Here is an 18725-nt window from a genome sequence, read left to right on the forward strand (position 1 = left end):
ACCCAGGAAATAATATACAAAGAAATATTTAGCACCATATTATTTATCAGCAAGCTGAAATAGATTAACGGTATCATTCAGTTTATTTGATTATCTTTTTATTACTTATAGATATATATTATATACATAACCTCAGACCTACAGGATAATTTATATCATGGAAAAATTGACTAAAATCATCATGTTACCTTTGCTTCTTACCTCCTTCGCATTTTCAGCACAGGCGGCTGAATTAAATACGAATAATCCTAATGGTTATAAGCAGTTTAAAATGGATTATTCTGAGATGGTTGATATTGCCAATCCAAACAAACTAAGCCACCGCGTGTTTTATACCAAGCCTTCAGAAGGTCCGGATGCAAAATGGTTTGATGCCGTTAAACAAGGCGATCTGGCGACAATAAAAACCATGGTAGAAAATGGTCAGAATATCGAAGCGAAAGACAATGCCAGTCTGGGACAAACGGCTTTAGGTTGGGCTGCGTTTATCGGATATCCCGAGGTCGTTGACTACCTGATCGCCAATAATGCTGACCTGATGGCAACGGATAAAGCAGATGTTTCTAACGCTCTTAAATCTGCCGGATTAGGTAAAAACGTGGCTGTTTTTGATACTCTGTATAACAAACTTAAAGATAAGGTTGATTTAAATAATCAGAGTAATGATATGCAAGGTGAAACAATATTAATTGTTGCAGCAAGTAATAACCGCGCTGATATCGTTAAATATCTACTTGACCATGGTGCAAAAACAGATTTAGTCACCACAGAAAAAGATAAAAATCATCCGGCTTACAACCAAAGTGCCTTCTCTTTCGCCTGTACCAGAGGGAATGCTGAAATCATCAAGATTCTACAACAGCACGGTGCCGTCAACCATCGTAATAACAATGCGTCTTGCGACTATTAATTATCGCACTCCAGACACATTATGAAATATAAAGGGGGAGAGATAGCGACTATCTCTTTCCCTCTGCTTTTCTTGCCTCTCTTCCCTTACTCATCGTTTGATTTTTGACCAACCATTCTCAATACGTGCTCAATCAACGTTTTTTTGATTTTCTGTATATAAAAACGTCCGTTATCCCCCTTACTCCCTTAGTTTCATATATGAAACAAAAAAGAGTCATAAGCTCGACGAACCCCACATTTCAAAACAAATAACTTACATTTGATCAACATCAGATTGACTGTTATTCACCCGCATATTTACCATGGTTTTAAATAATAAACATTGTTTCAAATATGAAACCAAATGTTACCGAATATAAAAGGAGTGATGCGATGAGCTGGATCGCAGTATGTGATGTTTCACAAGTTCAAGAAGATTTTCCTTTTTCAGCCAAAGTTAACGACAACGAAATCGGTATTTTTTTGGTTGATGAACAATATTACGCTTTAGAAGATATTTGCCCTCATGCTTATGCTCTTCTTAGCCAGGGCTTTGTTGAAGATGGCAAAGTCGAATGCCCACTGCATGAAGCTATTTTTGATATCAAAACAGGCAAGTGTTTGCGGGAACCCGGTTCGCGAGATCTCAAAATTTATCCTACGCGCATTAATGAAAACCGAATAGAAATCAGTTTTATTGAGGAGTAGCCATGGACATTATTCAAAATATTAACCCTTACCTACCCGCTAATAATCAAATTATCCCAGCCAGAGAAGGGGGTAAGGGAAATATCCAGGCACCAGGAAGCGCGCCAAATATTGTCTGGCAAACACGTTCACGTGTTCCTGATGAATACGAAGTATTACTGATTTCAGCATTAGAAAATTTATTTGCCTCTGGCATGGAAACCTTAAATGACCTTATTGAGGCCTTGAATCAACAAAATTTATTTGATCGTCAAGGCAATGCATGGACTGCAGAAAGTTTCCGTGAGTTTCTTCTTGTTAATGGATATTAAGGCTTTGTAATTTGTAAAAAAATAATAACAAACTTTGATAATCGGGAGCACATGATGGCAATAAATACACAACCTCAAAACTATCAAGAGTATTTAGATACTGGCTTACGAGGACAATGGTATCCGGTATTATCCAGCTGGGAAGTAAGCAGCAATCCTGTTGGTATTACTCGTCTCGCAGAACAAATTGTCTTATGGCGCGATGATAAGGGGCAAGTTCATGCCCTGGAAGACCGCTGTCCCCATCGCGGAGCCCGTTTATCTATGGGCTGGAATCTGGGTGAACGTATTGCCTGTTGGTACCACGGTGTTGAAGTCGGTGGAGATGGTATTGTCAAAAGCGTTCCGGCGGTTAGCCAATGCCCTCTTGAAGGCCAAAAATGCTTAAAGACATACACCGTTCAAGAAGTTCACGGCGCTATTTTTCTCTATTTCGCCCTTGTAGAGGGAGAAACACCACCCACGCTGGAATTTCCTGAAGAATTAGCCAACAAAGAAAATCATAGTCACTTCCTCTGCACCGCATCATGGAAATGCAATTATCAGTATGCGCTTGAAAATGTCATGGACCCAATGCATGGCACTTACTTGCACTCATCTTCTCATTCAATGGCCGAAGGTGATAAGCAGTCTGAAATGGTTCTCGAAGCCACAAAAACAGGCTTTATTTTCCGTAAAAATAATCAAACAGGCGTCAACTTCGACTGGGTTGAATATGCGAGTACAGGCGCAGACTGGTTACGCTTATCCATTCCGTATCAAAAGCGGTTTGGACCGGGCGGCCATTTCTGGATTATTGGTATGGTCGTTCCTGAAGACAAAGATCATTGCCGCGTATTCTTCTGGCGCATCCGTAAAGTCAAAGACTGGCAACGTGACCTTTGGCGTTTTATGTATCGTAATCGCCTGGAAGGACTGCATTGGGACGTATTAGAGCAAGATCGTATGATTTTAGAAAACTTAGCGCCAAACGCGCGGAATCATGAGTTTCTCTATCAACACGATGTTGGTTTATCCCGGCTCCGTCGCATCATGCAGCGGGAAGCAAAAAAACAGTTTTCGCTGATTTATGGCAAGGAAACTGAGCATGCATAAGCTACTGGAAGGAAAGCGCATTGTGATCACCGGGGCCGCAAGAGGCCTGGGTTTTAGTTTTGCTCAAGCCTGTGCGGAACAAGGCGCTAAGGTTATTTTATGTGACATTCTTGCTGAGCGTTTACAGGAAAGTACCAAGACATTACGCCTGCAAGGATATGAACCAGAAAGCTATGTGATTGATCTTGCTGACCCAGTTTCAATCAATCAAACCTTTGAAAATATCGCCCGAAATGGCGTTATTGACGGGCTTATCAATAATGCCGCTCTGGCAACCGGTGTTGGCGGTAAAACGTTAGACGAATATGACGCTGAACTTTGGGACAGGGTTATGGCCGTTAATGTAAAAGGCACATGGCTCGTCACTAAAGCGGCATTACCGCTTTTAAAACAAAGCGCTAATGGAAAAATCATCAATATCGCCTCAGATACCGCTTTATGGGGTGCGCCCAGATTAATGGCTTATGTCGCCAGTAAAGGCGCCATCATCAGTATGACTCGTTCAATGGCACGTGAATTAGGGGAATATCGCATTTGTGTCAATGCTATAGCACCGGGCCTGACGAAAGTTGAAGCGACAGAATATGTTCCACAGGAACGTCATCAGCTATATGAAAATGGGCGGGCACTGCGCGGAGAGCAAATGCCTGAAGATGTCACGGGCACTGCTCTGTATTTACTTTCCTCAATGGCTAACTTTGTTACCGGGCAAATTATTCCGGTCAATGGCGGTTTTGTTTTTAACTAATCCACAAACCGCACGGGCGGGGAGGTTAAGACATTGGATTCAAAATGTAAGTATCTGATCCCCGGTTTAGAAAAAGGATTACAGCTACTGTTGCTGCTTGCACAGCAGCATCGGGAATTAACCTTTGCCGAGATCCTGCGTCTGGTCGATATGCCAAAAGCCACGGCTTATCGCGCGATTCAGACATTAGTGCATTTAGATTTTTTGGTCCAGCACCCACGGACAGGGGCATTTTCACTGGGTCGTAAAGTACTGAGTCTTGGTCTTGGCTATATTGCATCGCTGGATTTAACACAATTAGGCCAACCGATAATTGAGCATTTACGCGACCGTAGTCAATGCAATAGCCATTTAGTTATTCGTGATGGCAGAGACATTATTTATATCGCACGAGTAAGCGGTGCTGAATCAAAAATTAATCATGTCAGTGTCGGAACACGCTTATTAGCTCATCGTACATCTTTAGGTCGAATGTTATTAAGCGGTTTAACCCGTCCAGAATTTGATCTCCTCTATCCGGATGAGGAGCTTCCGGATAATGCAGGCAGTAAACAAATATTCTGGGACATGATCCAGGCTGACAAAGTGCGTGGTTTTGTCATTGGTGAGTCATTTTATCGACACGGTATCTCTTCAATTGTTTATCCGGTTTATAACCAAAGCAACGGTGTTGAAGCAGCAATTAGTATTATGGTACCGGCGGACAGTATTCCTGCTCAGGAGCGCCAATACTTACAAAATGAAGTGCGCTGCGCAGCCGAAAAGCTGACTGAGTTTATTGGTGGAATAAGTCCGGCAAAAGTTATTTAGCATTCACTAAAAATCGACACCCATTTTTCAGGTTTATTGCCATAAACCCGGGCAGCTTATCGCCCGAAAAACAGCTCAGGCAATATAACCCTCTACAGAGGACTAAGTTATGTCAGTGACAGGAATTGAAAAATTAGAATTCGGCGTTGAAGATCTCGGCGCCTGTCAAAAATTTTTACATGACTTTGGCTTACAGGTTTCAGCGAAAGATCCTTCACTATTTACCACTTTATCGGGCGCAAAAATTTCTTTATCGCCCATCAATGATAGCGCCCTCCCCAGCGCCTTTGAAACCGGATCTACTTTAAGACGTATTACCTGGGGAGTTAAGAATACTGCCGATTTGGATAAAATCATTAATCATCTTCAGACCTGTGATGATTTTCAGCTGACAGAGACGGGAGCCCAGTGCCGCGACCCAAACGGTATGATGGTCGCATTTTGTCTCTCAGAACAAAAAGAGGTTAAAGTCGATATCACTGGCATTAATCAGTGGGGCGATATTCGTCGGGTTGATAAACCTAGCCCGGTTTACGAAAAAGCAACGCCTATCAATATCGGACACGTTGTATTTTTTGTCGATGACCTTAGCGCTACAGAAGCCTTTTACTGCCAGAAACTCGGTTTCCAGGTGTCCGATCGCTACATTGATCGTGCTGTATTTCTGCGTACGCAAATCAATGGCTTTCACCACAATCTCTTTTTACTGAAGCTGCCACATCGCGGCAGTGGCTTAAACCATGTCGCATTCACCGTTCGTGATATCCATGAAGTGATTGGCGGTGGTTTAGCAATGAACCGTCACCACTGGAGCACATTTATTGGCCCCGGCCGTCATCCTATTTCCTCCGCTTACTTTTGGTATGTGAACAGTCCAACCGGCGGTGCATTCGAATATTACACCAACGATGACTACCTCACTGAAAACTGGCAGCCACGCGAACTCGAGCATTCACTTGTTTCATTTACCGAATGGGCAGTTGAAGGCGGTTTAGATTATGAAACGCGTCGTCAAGTCAAACCGGCTAAGGGGTAATGCGATGAGTTCCTTAATTCAAGGCGGCATTGTGATTATTGGTGGTGGTCAGGCGGGTGGCTGGGCTGCAAAAACACTCAGAGAAGAGAACTACCAGGGCACTATTTCTGTTATTAGTGATGAAAACTATGACTTTTATGAGCGGCCCCCGCTCTCTAAAGCGATACTCACACAAGACAATGCCACGCTATCACGCATCTTCAGTGAAGATGATACACATTCATTGCAATTAAATTGGTTCAGGCCCGTACGCGCCCGTAAAATTGATACCACGAACAAGTCTATTACTCTCAGCGATGGGCGAACGCTCGCTTTTGAAAAGTTGCTGATTGCTACCGGTGGTCGCCCTCGCTATCTTTCAGATGCATGGCGGCAACATCCCCGGGTCTTCTCCCTGCGTTCCTGGGACGATGCGCAATCATTGCGATCTGGCCTGTTATCTGCAAAAAAAATCGCCATCATCGGCGGTGGCTGGATTGGTCTTGAAGTCGCGGCTTCTGCTCGCAAAATGGGTATTGAAGTCACTGTTTTCGAACGCCAAAGCCGGTTATGTGAACGCAGCGTACCGCAAAATGTCTCTGAGGCATTGGCGCTGCGCCACCAAAATGCAGGCGTAGAGCTAATCACCGATGCGGGTGATATCCAGATCGGCGAAGACCCGTTATCGCTCCAGATTGCCTGCCAGCAGCGCACCATGCAACGCTTTGATCTTGCCGTAATGGGTATTGGCGTTGAGCTAAATCTTGAACTGGCCAAAGAAGCCGGTCTTGAGGTGACCCATGGAATTGTTATCAATGAGCATGGACAAACCTCCCATCCCGATATTTATGCTGCCGGAGATGTCGCCTGTCATCCGACACTCTCGCTGTGTTTGCAGTCATGGGCTTATGCACAAAACCAGGCCATCACCACGGCAAAAGCGATGCTCAATCCACAATCGCCAGGATTCAATGAGCCCGCCTGGCTATGGTCGGATCAATACCAGGACAATATACAAATTCTGGGAATTCCCAGTCCACAAGCTATACAGCATATCCAGCGTCGTACCACAGACTCAGAGGTCCACTTTGCGCTCAATGAGGCCAATCAGCTGGTTCAAATGGTGGCCTTTAATGATGCGCGAGCAATTAAGCTCGGTAAACGCTGGCTGCAGAATCAACGCAAATTAATTCCCTCAGAACTTGCCGACCCCACATTTTCACTGATGTCACTTAAATAGTGCCAGCGAGGAAAAATCATGGCGAATCAAAGCATCATTAAATCAGCCGATGAAAATATCGCTGATGCGCAGGAAGTCCCTGAAAAAGTAAATTGGTTAATTCCAATCGGGTTATTTTCCTGCGTTTTACTCGCATTTTTCGACAAAATCAGTATCGCGGCACTCTTTTCCGACGAAAAATTTCAGCGAGCATTAGGAATCGATTTTGATCCCACTCGTTTAGGTCTGCTGATGAGCGCATTTTTATTCGCTTATGGCGTTTCATCCATGCTACTGAGCGGCATTGGCGACCGTTTTCATCCGACAAAAATGCTGCTATTCATGATCAGTAGTTGGTGCATTTTAATGATATTTATGGGATTTACCCATCATTACGGCACCATGATTTTTCTTCGCGTCTTACTTGGTATCGCAGAAGGCCCCCTGCTGGCTATTGCCTATGCCATTATTCGTCGAACCTTTCCGCCGAAAATGCAAGCTCGCGCAACCATGCTTTGGTTACTGGGCACGCCATTAGGCGCTGCGCTCGGATTCCCTATTTCATTGTATTTATTAAATAATTTTGGATGGCAAAGTACTTTTTTCGTTATGGCGGCTTTCACCGTCCCGGTTTGGTGGCTCGTCATTATTGGTATTCGTCATCCCAATTTAGTCAATCGTAACGCGCAGCTAAAAACCCCTTCAGGAGAAGCCCCCCCTGCAGAGCAGCAGGCAGCCCTGAAGACGGATAAAAAGCGCTTATACCAGAGCCGCGACTTTTGGATTATCTGCATATTTAATATCGCATTTTTGGTCTATCTCTGGGGGATGAATGGTTGGCTACCCAGCTATTTGATAATTGGGAAATCTATTCATCTGGAACATGCAGGTATTCTTTCCTCTCTGCCTTTTATTGCCATGTTGTTTGGTGAAGCAATCGGCGCGTGGTTGTCAGATCGCTACGATCGTAGAGCGTTAGTCTGCTTTATTTCTTTACTCGGTGCCGTACTGGGACTGGCAGGGGTTCTTTTCTTAACAAGTACTTACAGCATTATCCTGATGATGTCATTCAGCATGTGTATGTGGGGGGCTGGCGCGCCCAATATCTTTGCCCTACTGGCTAAAGCTACACCAAAACAGGTCAGCGCCCATGCCGGTGGCATCTTTAACGGATTAGGAAATCTTGCCGGAGCCGCAGCGCCTCTGCTTATGGGCATCCTGATCACCCTCACTCATACCATGGATAGCGGGCTGTTATTTATCGTCATCATTGGTCTGGTGGGTAGTTTGCTGCTACTGCCATTACTTAAAAAATACTAAACACTGTCTTTCAGGAGATAACGCTATGTCACAACCTCAAATCAAACCACAGGGTATTTCAATGGCGGAATGGATTGAGTCCAGAGTCGCCCGTCTTGAAGGCCGTAAATATGATTGGAACGCGTTGAAATTCCAGGCTGATTACGACGCTAAATATCGTCGCGCGCAAATGCGCTATATCGGAACGGGCGCCACGGGTGTGGCCAATGACGTCAATACCGTTGCTGCGGAAAACTTCACCTTTTCGACCATGGTGCTGCCATCAAAATGTGAAGGTCCCCTGCACTTACACCCTGATGTCGAAGAAGTTTTCTTTATGCTCAAAGGGACAATAACGCTTTTTATCAAAGACGGTGACGAAGAGTATGAAACGGTCCTGAAAGAACGTGACTTAATTTCTGTTCCGGCCGGGATCTATCGCGGTTTATTTAACCATGGCGAAGAAGAAGCCCTGATGTGCGTGATGATTGGGACACAAAAACCGGCTATTCCAACCTATCCGGAAGATCATCCTTTATCAAAAATTAAACGCGGATAACAGGAGAAGCCAGAGATGAGTCTGTCCATTAAACATCTACCGGAACTGCAACTGGGCGATTTTAGTCAATACCGTCTTAGCTGGAGGGAAGCGGGACAAGGTGATGCGGTGGTATTACTTCACGGTATCAGTTCAAGCTCCGCATCATGGATTTCACAACTGACAGCCTCATCACTGACCGACAGCTATCATCTCTATTGCTGGGATGCCCCCGGTTATATGAACAGTACAGAACTGGACACCACAACACCCGTTGCTCTCGATTACGCCGATGCCCTGGAGGCTTTTCTGGATGGATTGGGAGTGCAGCAAGTCGTATTAATCGGCCACTCCCTGGGCGCACTGATGGCCTGTGCATTTGCCTCTTTGCATCCACACCGGGTTAACGGCCTGTTTCTTGCCGACCCGGCACAAGGCTACGCGACGAAAAACCTCGAAGAACGTAACCGTGTGTACAGCCAAAGGCACGACATTGTCTTTAAGTCAGGTATCGCAGCCTGGGCACAGCACCGCGCTGCCGCGCTGCTATCACCCGACGCAACGCCTGAAAAAATCGAATGGGTCAAAAATATTATGGGCAAGCTTAATCCGCAAGGTTTTCTGTCCGCAGCATGGATGCTGGCCCATGACGATATCAGTTTGTATTTAAATGCCTATACCGGGCCACTTGAAATGCTCGTCGGCGCAGAAGACACCATTACGTCACCGTCACAAGTCAGTCTGTTAGCGCAACAGAAACAGTGCCCGGTGTCAGTTATCTCAGGAGCAGGCCACGCCAGCTATCTTGATCAACCTGAAGCATTTAATCGCCAGTTAACACGTTTTTTATCGATAGCTTCGCAAAGGAAATCCTCATGAATTTACAGCTAATGAACCGGGTTGCCGTCGTGACGGGAGGAAGCTCAGGTATTGGTTTTGCGACAGTCAAATTGTTACTTGATGAAGGGTGCAAAGTCGCTTTTTGTGGCCGGAATATTGATAAATTACAGGCTGCCAAAGATGAATTAACCGCTCTCTATCCACAAGGACGATTTATAACCGCATCCTGTGACGTATTAGATAAAACGCAAACAGAAGGTTTTGCAGAACAGGTTCGCCAGCAATACGGGCAAGTTGATTTACTGATTAACAACGCCGGACAAGGCTACGTCGCGAATTTTGCCGATACGCCAGAAGAAGCCTGGCTTAATGAAACCCGTCTGAAATTGTTTGGGGTTATTCATCCGGTGAATGCCTTTCTGCCGCTTTTAGAACAATCAGATATTGCTTCAATCACCTGCGTTAACTCTTTACTCGCACTGCAACCCGAGCCGCACATGGTGGCAACCTCCGCTGCGAGAGCCGCACTATTAAATATGACATTAAACCTTTCCAAGACATTGTTACCCAAGAAAATTCGTGTCAATTCCATTCTGCTCGGCATGGTTGAGTCTGAGCAGTGGTATCGCCGCTTCGAAAACCGTAGCGACAAAGATTTAAGCTGGGAGCAATGGATAAGCAATATTGCCAAAAACCGAGGTATTCCCATGCAACGGTTAGGTAAGCCTGAAGAGCCTGCGCGTGCATTGGTTTTTCTGGCTTCCCCTATGGCCTCTTTTACCTCAGGTGCGGCTTTAGATGTTTCTGGCGGTTTTGCTCATCACATTTAAGGGATTTTAATATGAAAACGTTAATGCTTATTGGCTATGGTGCAATGGCTGAAGAAGTTATGACTCGCTTACCTGGCGGGATATCACTTCGCTGGATTGTCGCGCGTTCCCATCACCACGAGGCAATTATTGAACGTTTTAGTGGAGCAGTGACGCCTGTCGACAATATCAGTCATGTCCTTGAAAAACCGGACCTGGTACTGGAATGCGCCAGCCATCAGGCCGTTAAACAGTATGCGCCAGCAGTCTTACAACGTGGCTGGACACTTGCCATTATCTCAACAGGTGTTCTGGCTGATGCCGAAACAGCACAATATTTAACCGAACAGGCCAGGCTACACCATGGGCAGCTGATCCCGCTAACCGGTGCCGTTGCAGGACTTGATGGCCTACGTGCAGCCAAAGAAGCTGAAATTACTCAGGTTATTTATCAATCGCGAAAAAGTCCTGCCAGCTGGCGTGGCAGCCCCGCAGAACAACACGTCGATTTAGCAGAAGTGACGGAAGCCACGACCTTTTTTACAGGTAGTGCACAAGAGGCAGCTCTCAGCTTTCCGGCAAATGCCAATGTTGCCGCCACCGTGGCGCTTTACGGTATCGGAATGAAAAAAACACAAGTGCAACTGATTGTCGATCCTCACACTACGAAGAACAGTCATCGCATTGAAGTAAAAGGGGATTTTGGACAGTTCTGCATTGAGCTCAACGGCAATCCTCTGCCCTCTAACCCGAAAACCTCTATGTTATCGGCCTTAAGTGCGGTTGAAATTTGCCGTCGTATTACTGAACAAGATTTCATCTGACAGGAGAGAATAATGAACAAAATGAATATTTTTGTCGGTGGAAAATGGCAGCCGGGTCGTGGAAAAGAAATAGAGTCACGTTTCCCCGGGGACAATCACTTGGTTGCCACACTGAATAGCGCCAGTCTTGAAGATGTTGAAGATGCCGTGATTGCCGCTGATGTCGCCTGGCGAAAACCGTCATGGCGTAACCTGCCTCCTCATCAACGCGCCGCTATTTTATATAAAGCCAGTACGTTAATTGATGAAAAATGTGAAGAGCTGGCACGACTCCAAACACTCGACAACGGCAAGCCCTGGGCAGAAGCCCGAGGTCTGGTCATGAGTGCCGCTTCTACAGCACGCTATTTTGCTGCGGTATGTGAAGTTTCAGGCGGAGAACTGCCTCCTCGTCGCCATCCTGACTTGATGACGATTAGCACTTATCAGCCAATTGGCGTGATTGCTGCCATTACGCCCTGGAATTCCCCTATTGCCAGTGATATGCAAAAAATTGCTCCAGCACTTGCCGCGGGTAATGCCGTTATTTTAAAACCGGCAGAAGCCACACCGCTGATGGCCTTAAAACTGGCTGAAATCTTTGAACAAGCTGGCTTGCCGAGTGGCTTACTGAGTGTTCTGCCGGGGAAAGGTTCTGTGGTGGGTGATGCTCTGGTACGTCATCCACTGGTGCGCAAAATTTCATTTACTGGCGGTACGAATACCGGCCGCCAACTTGCCCATATTGCAGCAGATAAGCTTATCACCACTTCTTTAGAATTAGGGGGGAAATCACCCACTATCGTTCTGGCGGATGCCGATCTTGATCTCGCGGCACATGGTGTTTGTTACGGTATCTTTAGTTCAATGGGTCAAGCTTGTATTGCAGGTTCTCGCGTATTTGTCGCCAGAGATATCTATGATGCATTTATGGAAAAACTCACCTGTCTGACCGAGAAACTCATTATCGGCGATCCCCGACAAGAACATGTTCATATTGGTCCGTTAATTTCACCTGCACACCGTCAGAGCGTACAAAGCTATGTCGACCTTGCCATTCAGGAAGGTGGAGCAATTCGTCTTGGCGGCAAGGTGCCTGCAGACCCTGCCCTACAAGAAGGTAACTATTTTTGCCCCACCATTATTGAAGGGTTGAGTAATCATGCCCGTGCATGTCAGGAGGAGATATTCGGCCCTGTTTTAGTGGTTATTCCTTTTGATAACGAAAGTGAACTCATCCAGGAAGCCAATAATTCGGTATATGGCCTGGCAGCCGGTATTTGGACCCGTGATTACAGCCGTGCTTTTCAACTCGCCGATGCCCTTGAAGCAGGAACTGTCTGGATAAATACCTACAAAGTCTTTTCTATCTCGACCCCCTTTGGTGGTTTTAAGGAAAGTGGCCTTGGTCGAGAAAAAGGCCTCGAAAGCCTTAAAGCTTATATGCAACAAAAAAGCCTTTTTCTGGCAATCAACCCACAGCCAAACCGTTGGTGTGAATAGCTCATCGGTCAAAAAAATTATTTATATATTAAAAGCCTATCCCAACAGGCGCCATTATTGCAGCGATGCTGGCCACGGACAGCGCGAAAGAGCTCAGCGTACATGCAGTACGTGAAGACTCGGAGCACTGTCTGGGGAAAAAGCGCAAATAAAACAGCCTAACGGGATAGGCTCTAAGGAGAAAATAATGTCTCACCTCATTACGGTTGGCGAAGCTATCGCCAGAACATTAGAGCAATACCAGGTCACCACAGTTTACGGGGTTATTTCCATTCATAATTTACCGATTGCTGACGCTATCGGCCGTCGGGAAATCATTCATTTTACGCCCAGCAGAGGTGAAGCCGGAGCCGTAACCATGGCTGATGCTCATAGCCGTTTTTGTGGGTTAGGGGTCGCATTAACCAGTACAGGAGCGGGGGCAGGTAATGCCGTGGGCTCTATGATTGAGGCGATGAATGCCTGCTCGCCAATGATTCATATCACAGGCCAGGTGGAAAAGGCTTACCTGGATATGGATGCCGGCTTTATTCATGAAACACCTGACCAACTGGGCTTTTTACGTTCTGCTTCAAAGCAAGCTTTTCGGGTTCATAGCGCGGAGCAAGCAGTAGCGGTATTACATAAAGCTATTCAGGTCGCTCAAACTGTGCCTTGCGGCCCGGTTTCCATTGAAATTCCTATTGATATTCAAAGTACACAGATCCCACTTTCTCTCCTTAGCGCCCCTATTGAGCCATGCGGATTACCCGCTTGCCAGGCGGACCAGGTCAACGCTATTTGGGAAAAGTTGCAGCAGGCAAAACGACCATTATTGTGGATTGGCGCGGGAGCGCTACAAGCAGGGGATGCGGTAAAACGCCTTGCCGATAAGGGTGTCGCCGTTATCAGCAGTACTCACGGCAGAGGCATTTTGTCTGACGATCACCCCTTTAGTTTACGTGCATTTCATAACGCAGATTCTATTGAAGCCTTAATGCGGGCTTGCGACTTAACGCTGGTTGCAGGCTCTCGTTTACGCAGCAATGAAACCAAAACATGGTCATTACCTTTGCCACATCCCGTTATTCAACTGGATATTGACCCCCTTGCTGGGAATAGAAACTATATTGCTGACTTAACCGTTACCGGAGACTGCAGAAGTTTGCTGGAAGCACTTGCCGATAAAATGGAGGGAGCTAATCAGCCGGTATCTGAGTCATGGAAAAAGCAAATACAACAGGCTGTTCAGCAAGCAGAACAACAGCTACGTGAACAATGCGGTGCGTACAGCGGACTGAGCGATGCCGTTGAGCACGCGCTCTCTTCGGGTGGGATATTCGTACGCGATATTACAGTATCCGGGAGCTTGTGGGGAAGCCGGTTATTAAAAGCCGCTCAACCCATGAAGAATATTCATTCTCTTGCAGGTGCTATTGGTTTAGGGCTGGCCATGGCGATTGGTACTGCAAAAGCAAATCCAGGAACCCCAGTGATTGGCTTAGTCGGTGATGGCGGTTTAATGCTCGGTATTGGCGAACTGGCAACTATGGCACAAGAGCAACTACCCGTTGTATTAATTATCATGAATGATAATGGCTATGGCGTCATGCGCGGCATTCAGGAAAAATATTTCGCTGGTCGCCAGTATTATAATGAATTACTGACGCCGTCATTTACGACGCTAGCACAATCAATGGGAATTACTGCGTTCACGATAGATAAAGCGAGCGATTTTAAATCGACTATCCAGCAGGCTGTTGATTTAAAAAAACCTGTCGTGGTTGAAGTGTTAATGAATAATATCGGCAAGATGAATTTTTCAGGTCCACCTCAGAAAAAACTTTTCTGATTTGTCGAATGAAAAATAGAGAGGAATACATCCCTCCGAGACTGATGACAAAGCTAAAGTGATATCTGATTCTCAGCGCTTATTTACGAAAATAAACAGGAAAATCAATTTGTTGATTTTCGGCTGATAACACAAAGAAGGAAAAACCACATTTTTTCCTTCTTTGTCAGCAATCTGAGAGGGGTACATCCCTCTCTATTTTTTAAATATTACCGAGGCAGCGAGTCTTTCGCTTTATATACCAGCGTCCCTTTTAAACCATGTGGCTCAGAACGTAAGTATTGCGGTGGTGCCTGAACCTGGGCATTAAGCGCCGCTGCTGCCTGCCATGGCCAGTGCGGGTTGTAGAGCATCACCCGACCAAGAGCAACAAAGTCAGCATCTTTCCGGACAATCACAGCTTCAGCCTGTTCAGCTTCAGTAATTAAACCGACGCCAATAACAGGGATCCTCACCTTCTCACGGATTTCACGGGCAAAAGGCAACTGATAGCCCGGCTCCACGGTGATAGTCTGTGCCGTTGATAATCCTCCGCTGGAAACATGCAAATAATCGCATCCGAGCAATTCGAGCTGCTGACTGAATACCACCGACTGTAAAACATCCCAGCCACCGTCTACCCAGTCGATTGCCGATAAACGCACACCCACCGGTACGGTAGAGGGAACCGCCTTGCGCACAGCAGCAAACACTTCCAATGGAAAACGCATCCGATTTTCCAGCGATCCGCCGTACTGATCCTGTCGCTGATTGCTCAGTGGCGATAAAAATTGATGTAACAGATAACCGTGTGCGGCATGTATCTCTATCAGTTCAATACCCACGCGGACGGCGCGCAGCGCACTGTCAACAAATGCCTGCTTAATACGCGCTAAATCGGTATCTTCTAACGCAACGGGTAAGATATCCTGTTCTGCAAAAGCAATAGCAGAGGGTGCCACCGTTTGCCAGCCTCCCTGAGTTTCAGGCAACTGACCGCCACCTTTCCAGGGGGCTCGGCTGGAAGCTTTTCGCCCCGCATGCCCTAACTGAATACCGAGGCGTATCGGTGACCAAGTGCGAATATCGTCCACCACTTGCTGCAATGCAGATTCAGTCTCGTCGTCCCACAGACCTAAGTCATCCGGTGAGATTCGCCCGACAGGTTCAACGGCCGTCGCCTCCAGAATCAATAAACCCGCTCCAGAAAGAGCCAAACCGCCCAGATGGATACGATGCCAGTTCGTGGCCTTCCCCTGCACTGCCGAGTACTGACACATCGGCGCGATCACAATGCGGTTCTCCAGCGTCAGTTCACCAATACGTGCTGAGCTAAATAATTGACTCATAGTTACCTCTTAAAATGGTTAACTGTGGCTACATTCCGTTTCCAGTAAAAGCAGAATAGCGCTGGATTCAGTTAAGGTAAAACCTATTTGTTTATGTTTCTACAGCTATTTTTCTAAACCGCAAACATCCTCAATTCGTTGATTACCCGTTTCAGCATCGTTCCCCTTAAGATAAAGGTATATCGCCAAAATAATTCGAGTTGCTTGTAGGCACCCAGTTCAGCCCGCTCCAGTACCTCATTGCGCCCTTTTTCATCTTGATAATCTGACCACTGAACGACATTTTCTCAATAACAGACTGGATAGCCGAATCTGGAGCATGCTGAACCCAATATTCCCATAGTGAATCAGAGTAATTCGCTGCAGGTCTCTCCTTAAGAATATAGGGAGAAGCGGCTGTTTTATCCGTAACATTCATACCAGGTTAAACTTGGCATATCTAGCCACAGCCATATAAACTAATTAATAATGCTCATAATATATTGTTATTTTTTAACCGGAAAAAATGAAATAAATTCTATTTTCTGTCAAAAACATCACCTCAACAATAAACTTATATCAGTTTTTCATCTGGAATTTTTTCAGGAAAGTGAGAGGTGTCAACAAAATACTTTTTATAGTTATTATGTGCTACGTAAACAGTAATTTTATCATTTTGAATGTAAGGCGATGGATCGTAATTGAAATTCTCGCTAGAAAATACATATATCTGATGGGTCTGTGGATCTAGCCACTGAGAAACAATTCGCCACGGAGAACGCCCATTAACGCTAATCGCTGTATTTAACTCAACATTCACAATTTTAGTTTCTAAGGGTTTCCCCTCGCGCAGCAGTTTACGGTATCTTCCAGCTTTATTTGATAATGCATATCCAATTGCACCAATAAATAAAAATACAGCACCAAATATGGCACTAAAAATAGTGTCAAAATAAAAGCTGGTGACACTATTTATCTGAGCAGTAGTTACTGATGCATTTTTACGATAGATAACATCAACGTTTTCCCCAAGGCTTTTACGGTAGGATGAACTCCCTACTGATGACTTAAAAATCACGGTTTTTCCAGCATCATCAATAAAAGTTACCTCAGGATACCAGACCGGTGAAGATGAACTATCGCTCCGGCTGTAACGCAGATCGGTAATTTTTCCTTCAGCATGTAAGGCTTCCTGCTGAAAAGCATAATTCGTATAGGCAAAATAACTCGCAAGGCACAACAGTAGTAATCCGATTACCCGCATAGCTCCAAAAATTGTCTTCATTTGATCCTCGATTTCGATTTTACAGTGCGTCAACCCCGCTTATTCCGCAAAAGTAGAGAATGGGATACCAGGATACTCACTGAATGCAGGCCAGTGAGTGCACGTTGAAGAGTGTGCTACCAGTAGCATGGCCGTTTACAGAGGAAAAATCGGAAAATTTAAAAATAAACAGAATTAAAGATTTTTCTTATGCTGACTAATTGGATAATTCATCAGAAATTTTTTGTAGCTCCTGCTGCAACCAGTGTGTCGCCCCGCTCTTTCCACTACGAATATGTGAATAAATCTTTACTTCAAAAGGCGCTACGGCAAAAGGTAGCGCAAAAATTTTAAGCCGAGCCGTGCGGATAAATTTCTCAGCAGCACTCTTAGGTATGGCCATCAGGAGATCTGAGTTCTCTATAATAAAGGGGGCACTCAACATCGAGGGGGTTTTAATAGCAATTTTTCGGGTATGACCCAGACGTTCAAGTTCAATATCAAGCACTCCCTGAGTCTCATTCCATGGAGTGACAACCACATGTCTGGCTGCAAGATAGTCACTCAATGTTAACTGTAATCGATTGATATTGCTGATAACAACATACTCATCTTTCTGCCAGCGAATGACTTCCAGGTCGGGATGTTCATGTTCATTAAGCGCATTGAATCCCAGCGCTAAATCAACCTCTCCGGCTAAGAGCTCGGTCAGTGCCGGGCTGTGCGGCAAGTAGCGAAACTCAAAACTGAGATAAGGCACGATAGCCTGTAGTCGGGCCATTAATGGCGGAAAAATACAAAAAGCGGTGAAATCAGTAATCGCTATCTGTAAACAATCGGTACTGACTGAAGGGGAAAAATCTGGCTGAGGTGTGAGTTGCTGGTTTAAAAACGTCAGCGCAGAACTGACCGAAGGTGCCAGTTGAGTGGCGTAGACACTCGGGCACATGCGGTGTCCTTCGCGATAAAATAGCGGATCGTTCAGCGCACTGCGTAGGCGTGTTAGCGCATGACTGAGTGCTGAAGTACTGATGATTAGCTCTTCTGCGGCCAGCCGAACAGAGCGATGGCGATAGATAGCGTCGAACATCAGTAACAGGTTAAGATCAATACGGCGCAGTGCCGGATGCATAATATTCATCAATATGTGATTTCATTGCACTTAATTCTTTTAACAATAGCGATTAAGCTTGCAGCCAGCAATGTAAACCCGACAGATAAAAACAGGAATACCATGAGTACAATCATCCGCCAGGCCACCCCAGAAGATGCGCAAGCTATTTACGATATGATTTATGAGCTGGCGGTGTATGAAAAAGCACCGGAAGAAGTTGTCACTACCGCCGATGAAATCAGAGATTCTTTGTTTGGTGAAGGCAGCAAAACAGAAGCATTAATCTGCGAGGTGGCAGGCAAAACCGTCGGTTACGCCGTCTTTTTTACCAGCTACTCGACCTGGCTTGGCCGCAATGGCATTTATATGGAAGACCTGTATGTTTCGCCTGCTGCCCGGGGACAAGGTGCCGGAAAGGCATTACTGAAAACCATCGCGCAGTATGCCGTGGAAAGAAAATGTGGTCGTCTGGAGTGGAGCGTACTGGACTGGAATCAACCGGCTATCGATTTTTATCTCAGTATCGGGGCTATCGAACAAGGTGAGTGGGTCCGCTATCGCCTGTCTGGCGATGCGTTAATCAACTTCGCCAAATAATCTGCGGCGGCTAGCGGGCTATC

At 45.7% G+C, this 18725-nt stretch carries 19 protein-coding genes; 16 read left to right on the forward strand and 3 right to left on the reverse strand.

The annotated features are described in order from the left end of the window. The first annotated feature begins 157 nt into the window (after positions 1–157). The 15 genes from Q1A40_RS14910 (at position 158) to Q1A40_RS14980 (ending at position 14420) form a co-directional block, all read left to right on the forward strand. Entirely contained in the window at positions 158–910 is a 753-nt protein-coding gene (locus Q1A40_RS14910) for an ankyrin repeat domain-containing protein (RefSeq protein WP_300001384.1), read from the forward strand. A gap of 374 nt (positions 911–1284) precedes the next feature. Further along, entirely contained in the window at positions 1285–1599 is a 315-nt protein-coding gene (locus Q1A40_RS14915) for a non-heme iron oxygenase ferredoxin subunit (protein ID WP_300001386.1), read from the forward strand. A gap of 2 nt (positions 1600–1601) precedes the next feature. After that, positions 1602–1910, forward strand: coding sequence for a recombinase-like helix-turn-helix domain-containing protein (locus tag Q1A40_RS14920; protein ID WP_300001388.1), 309 nt, complete (start codon positions 1602–1604; stop codon positions 1908–1910). 54 nt (positions 1911–1964) lie between these two features. Beyond that, positions 1965–3005, forward strand: a complete 1041-nt coding sequence (locus Q1A40_RS14925) for an aromatic ring-hydroxylating dioxygenase subunit alpha (RefSeq protein WP_300001500.1) — start codon at positions 1965–1967, stop codon at positions 3003–3005. After that, on the forward strand, positions 2998–3753 hold the full coding sequence (locus tag Q1A40_RS14930; RefSeq protein WP_300001390.1) for an SDR family oxidoreductase: 756 nt from the start codon (positions 2998–3000) through the stop codon (positions 3751–3753). The genes Q1A40_RS14925 and Q1A40_RS14930 overlap by 8 nt, the downstream gene beginning before the upstream one ends. 33 nt (positions 3754–3786) lie before the next feature. Beyond that, the gene (locus Q1A40_RS14935) at positions 3787–4563 is read left to right on the forward strand and encodes an IclR family transcriptional regulator (protein WP_300001392.1); all 777 of its coding nucleotides are present in this window, start codon (positions 3787–3789) and stop codon (positions 4561–4563) included. Between the two features lie 109 nt (positions 4564–4672). After that, positions 4673–5599, forward strand: a complete 927-nt coding sequence (locus Q1A40_RS14940) for a VOC family protein (protein ID WP_300001394.1) — start codon at positions 4673–4675, stop codon at positions 5597–5599. A 4-nt stretch (positions 5600–5603) separates the two neighbouring features. Beyond that, complete coding sequence (locus tag Q1A40_RS14945) at positions 5604–6818, forward strand: FAD-dependent oxidoreductase (RefSeq protein ID WP_300001396.1); 1215 nt, start codon at positions 5604–5606, stop codon at positions 6816–6818. An 18-nt stretch (positions 6819–6836) separates the two neighbouring features. Then, positions 6837–8117: an MFS transporter gene (locus tag Q1A40_RS14950; protein ID WP_300001398.1), complete on the forward strand. Its 1281-nt coding sequence runs from the start codon at positions 6837–6839 to the stop codon at positions 8115–8117. A 25-nt stretch (positions 8118–8142) separates the two neighbouring features. Further along, positions 8143–8655 carry a cupin domain-containing protein gene (locus Q1A40_RS14955; RefSeq protein WP_300001400.1) on the forward strand — a complete coding sequence of 171 codons (513 nt, stop codon included), beginning with the start codon at positions 8143–8145 and terminating at the stop codon, positions 8653–8655. A 15-nt stretch (positions 8656–8670) separates the two neighbouring features. Then, positions 8671–9513, forward strand: a complete 843-nt coding sequence (locus tag Q1A40_RS14960; RefSeq protein WP_300001402.1) for an alpha/beta hydrolase — start codon at positions 8671–8673, stop codon at positions 9511–9513. Then, positions 9510–10304, forward strand: coding sequence for an SDR family oxidoreductase (locus tag Q1A40_RS14965; protein WP_300001404.1), 795 nt, complete (start codon positions 9510–9512; stop codon positions 10302–10304). Before Q1A40_RS14960 ends, Q1A40_RS14965 begins: the two co-directional genes overlap by 4 nt. 11 nt (positions 10305–10315) lie before the next feature. Next, complete coding sequence (locus Q1A40_RS14970; protein WP_300001406.1) at positions 10316–11107, forward strand: aspartate dehydrogenase; 792 nt, start codon at positions 10316–10318, stop codon at positions 11105–11107. 12 nt (positions 11108–11119) lie between these two features. Then, the gene (locus Q1A40_RS14975; protein WP_300001408.1) at positions 11120–12589 is read left to right on the forward strand and encodes an aldehyde dehydrogenase; all 1470 of its coding nucleotides are present in this window, start codon (positions 11120–11122) and stop codon (positions 12587–12589) included. A gap of 187 nt (positions 12590–12776) precedes the next feature. Beyond that, complete coding sequence (locus Q1A40_RS14980; RefSeq protein ID WP_300001410.1) at positions 12777–14420, forward strand: thiamine pyrophosphate-binding protein; 1644 nt, start codon at positions 12777–12779, stop codon at positions 14418–14420. 209 nt (positions 14421–14629) lie between these two features. On the opposite strand, the gene Q1A40_RS14985 is transcribed toward Q1A40_RS14980, so the two are convergent. The 3 genes from Q1A40_RS14985 to Q1A40_RS14995 all read right to left on the reverse strand — a co-directional run bounded on the left by Q1A40_RS14985 (position 14630) and on the right by Q1A40_RS14995 (position 18132). After that, positions 14630–15748 carry an NADH:flavin oxidoreductase/NADH oxidase gene (locus tag Q1A40_RS14985; protein WP_300001412.1) on the reverse strand — a complete coding sequence of 373 codons (1119 nt, stop codon included), beginning with the start codon at positions 15746–15748 and terminating at the stop codon, positions 14630–14632. 553 nt (positions 15749–16301) lie between these two features. After that, a complete protein-coding gene (locus tag Q1A40_RS14990) occupies positions 16302–17012 on the reverse strand; it encodes a DUF3592 domain-containing protein (RefSeq protein ID WP_300001414.1) in 711 nt (236 codons plus the stop codon). Positions 17013–17208: 196 nt separating this feature from the next. Further along, the gene (locus Q1A40_RS14995; protein ID WP_300001416.1) at positions 17209–18132 is read right to left on the reverse strand and encodes a LysR substrate-binding domain-containing protein; all 924 of its coding nucleotides are present in this window, start codon (positions 18130–18132) and stop codon (positions 17209–17211) included. A gap of 93 nt (positions 18133–18225) precedes the next feature. Here Q1A40_RS14995 and Q1A40_RS15000 point away from each other — a divergent pair, with 93 nt between their 5' ends. Continuing rightward, positions 18226–18702 (forward strand): GNAT family N-acetyltransferase, encoded by a 477-nt coding sequence (locus Q1A40_RS15000; RefSeq protein WP_300001418.1) that lies wholly within the window; start codon positions 18226–18228, stop codon positions 18700–18702. The last annotated feature ends 23 nt before the right edge of the window (positions 18703–18725 follow it).

Origin of the sequence: uncultured Cedecea sp. (assembly GCF_947498825.1) — a bacterium.
Taxonomy (GTDB): domain Bacteria; phylum Pseudomonadota; class Gammaproteobacteria; order Enterobacterales; family Enterobacteriaceae; genus JGM124.

Coding starts and splice junctions, on each gene's coding strand:
- Q1A40_RS14995 (WP_300001416.1), bottom strand. CDS start 18,132: ATGAATATTATGCATCCGGCACTGCGCCGTATTGATCTTAACCTGTTA.
- Q1A40_RS14930 (WP_300001390.1), top strand. CDS start 2,998: ATGCATAAGCTACTGGAAGGAAAGCGCATTGTGATCACCGGGGCCGCA.
- Q1A40_RS14945 (WP_300001396.1), top strand. CDS start 5,604: ATGAGTTCCTTAATTCAAGGCGGCATTGTGATTATTGGTGGTGGTCAG.
- Q1A40_RS14950 (WP_300001398.1), top strand. CDS start 6,837: ATGGCGAATCAAAGCATCATTAAATCAGCCGATGAAAATATCGCTGAT.
- Q1A40_RS14960 (WP_300001402.1), top strand. CDS start 8,671: ATGAGTCTGTCCATTAAACATCTACCGGAACTGCAACTGGGCGATTTT.
- Q1A40_RS14915 (WP_300001386.1), top strand. CDS start 1,285: ATGAGCTGGATCGCAGTATGTGATGTTTCACAAGTTCAAGAAGATTTT.
- Q1A40_RS14920 (WP_300001388.1), top strand. CDS start 1,602: ATGGACATTATTCAAAATATTAACCCTTACCTACCCGCTAATAATCAA.
- Q1A40_RS14985 (WP_300001412.1), bottom strand. CDS start 15,748: ATGAGTCAATTATTTAGCTCAGCACGTATTGGTGAACTGACGCTGGAG.
- Q1A40_RS14910 (WP_300001384.1), top strand. CDS start 158: ATGGAAAAATTGACTAAAATCATCATGTTACCTTTGCTTCTTACCTCC.
- Q1A40_RS15000 (WP_300001418.1), top strand. CDS start 18,226: ATGAGTACAATCATCCGCCAGGCCACCCCAGAAGATGCGCAAGCTATT.
- Q1A40_RS14940 (WP_300001394.1), top strand. CDS start 4,673: ATGTCAGTGACAGGAATTGAAAAATTAGAATTCGGCGTTGAAGATCTC.
- Q1A40_RS14925 (WP_300001500.1), top strand. CDS start 1,965: ATGGCAATAAATACACAACCTCAAAACTATCAAGAGTATTTAGATACT.
- Q1A40_RS14990 (WP_300001414.1), bottom strand. CDS start 17,012: ATGAAGACAATTTTTGGAGCTATGCGGGTAATCGGATTACTACTGTTG.
- Q1A40_RS14965 (WP_300001404.1), top strand. CDS start 9,510: ATGAATTTACAGCTAATGAACCGGGTTGCCGTCGTGACGGGAGGAAGC.
- Q1A40_RS14970 (WP_300001406.1), top strand. CDS start 10,316: ATGAAAACGTTAATGCTTATTGGCTATGGTGCAATGGCTGAAGAAGTT.
- Q1A40_RS14955 (WP_300001400.1), top strand. CDS start 8,143: ATGTCACAACCTCAAATCAAACCACAGGGTATTTCAATGGCGGAATGG.
- Q1A40_RS14980 (WP_300001410.1), top strand. CDS start 12,777: ATGTCTCACCTCATTACGGTTGGCGAAGCTATCGCCAGAACATTAGAG.
- Q1A40_RS14975 (WP_300001408.1), top strand. CDS start 11,120: ATGAACAAAATGAATATTTTTGTCGGTGGAAAATGGCAGCCGGGTCGT.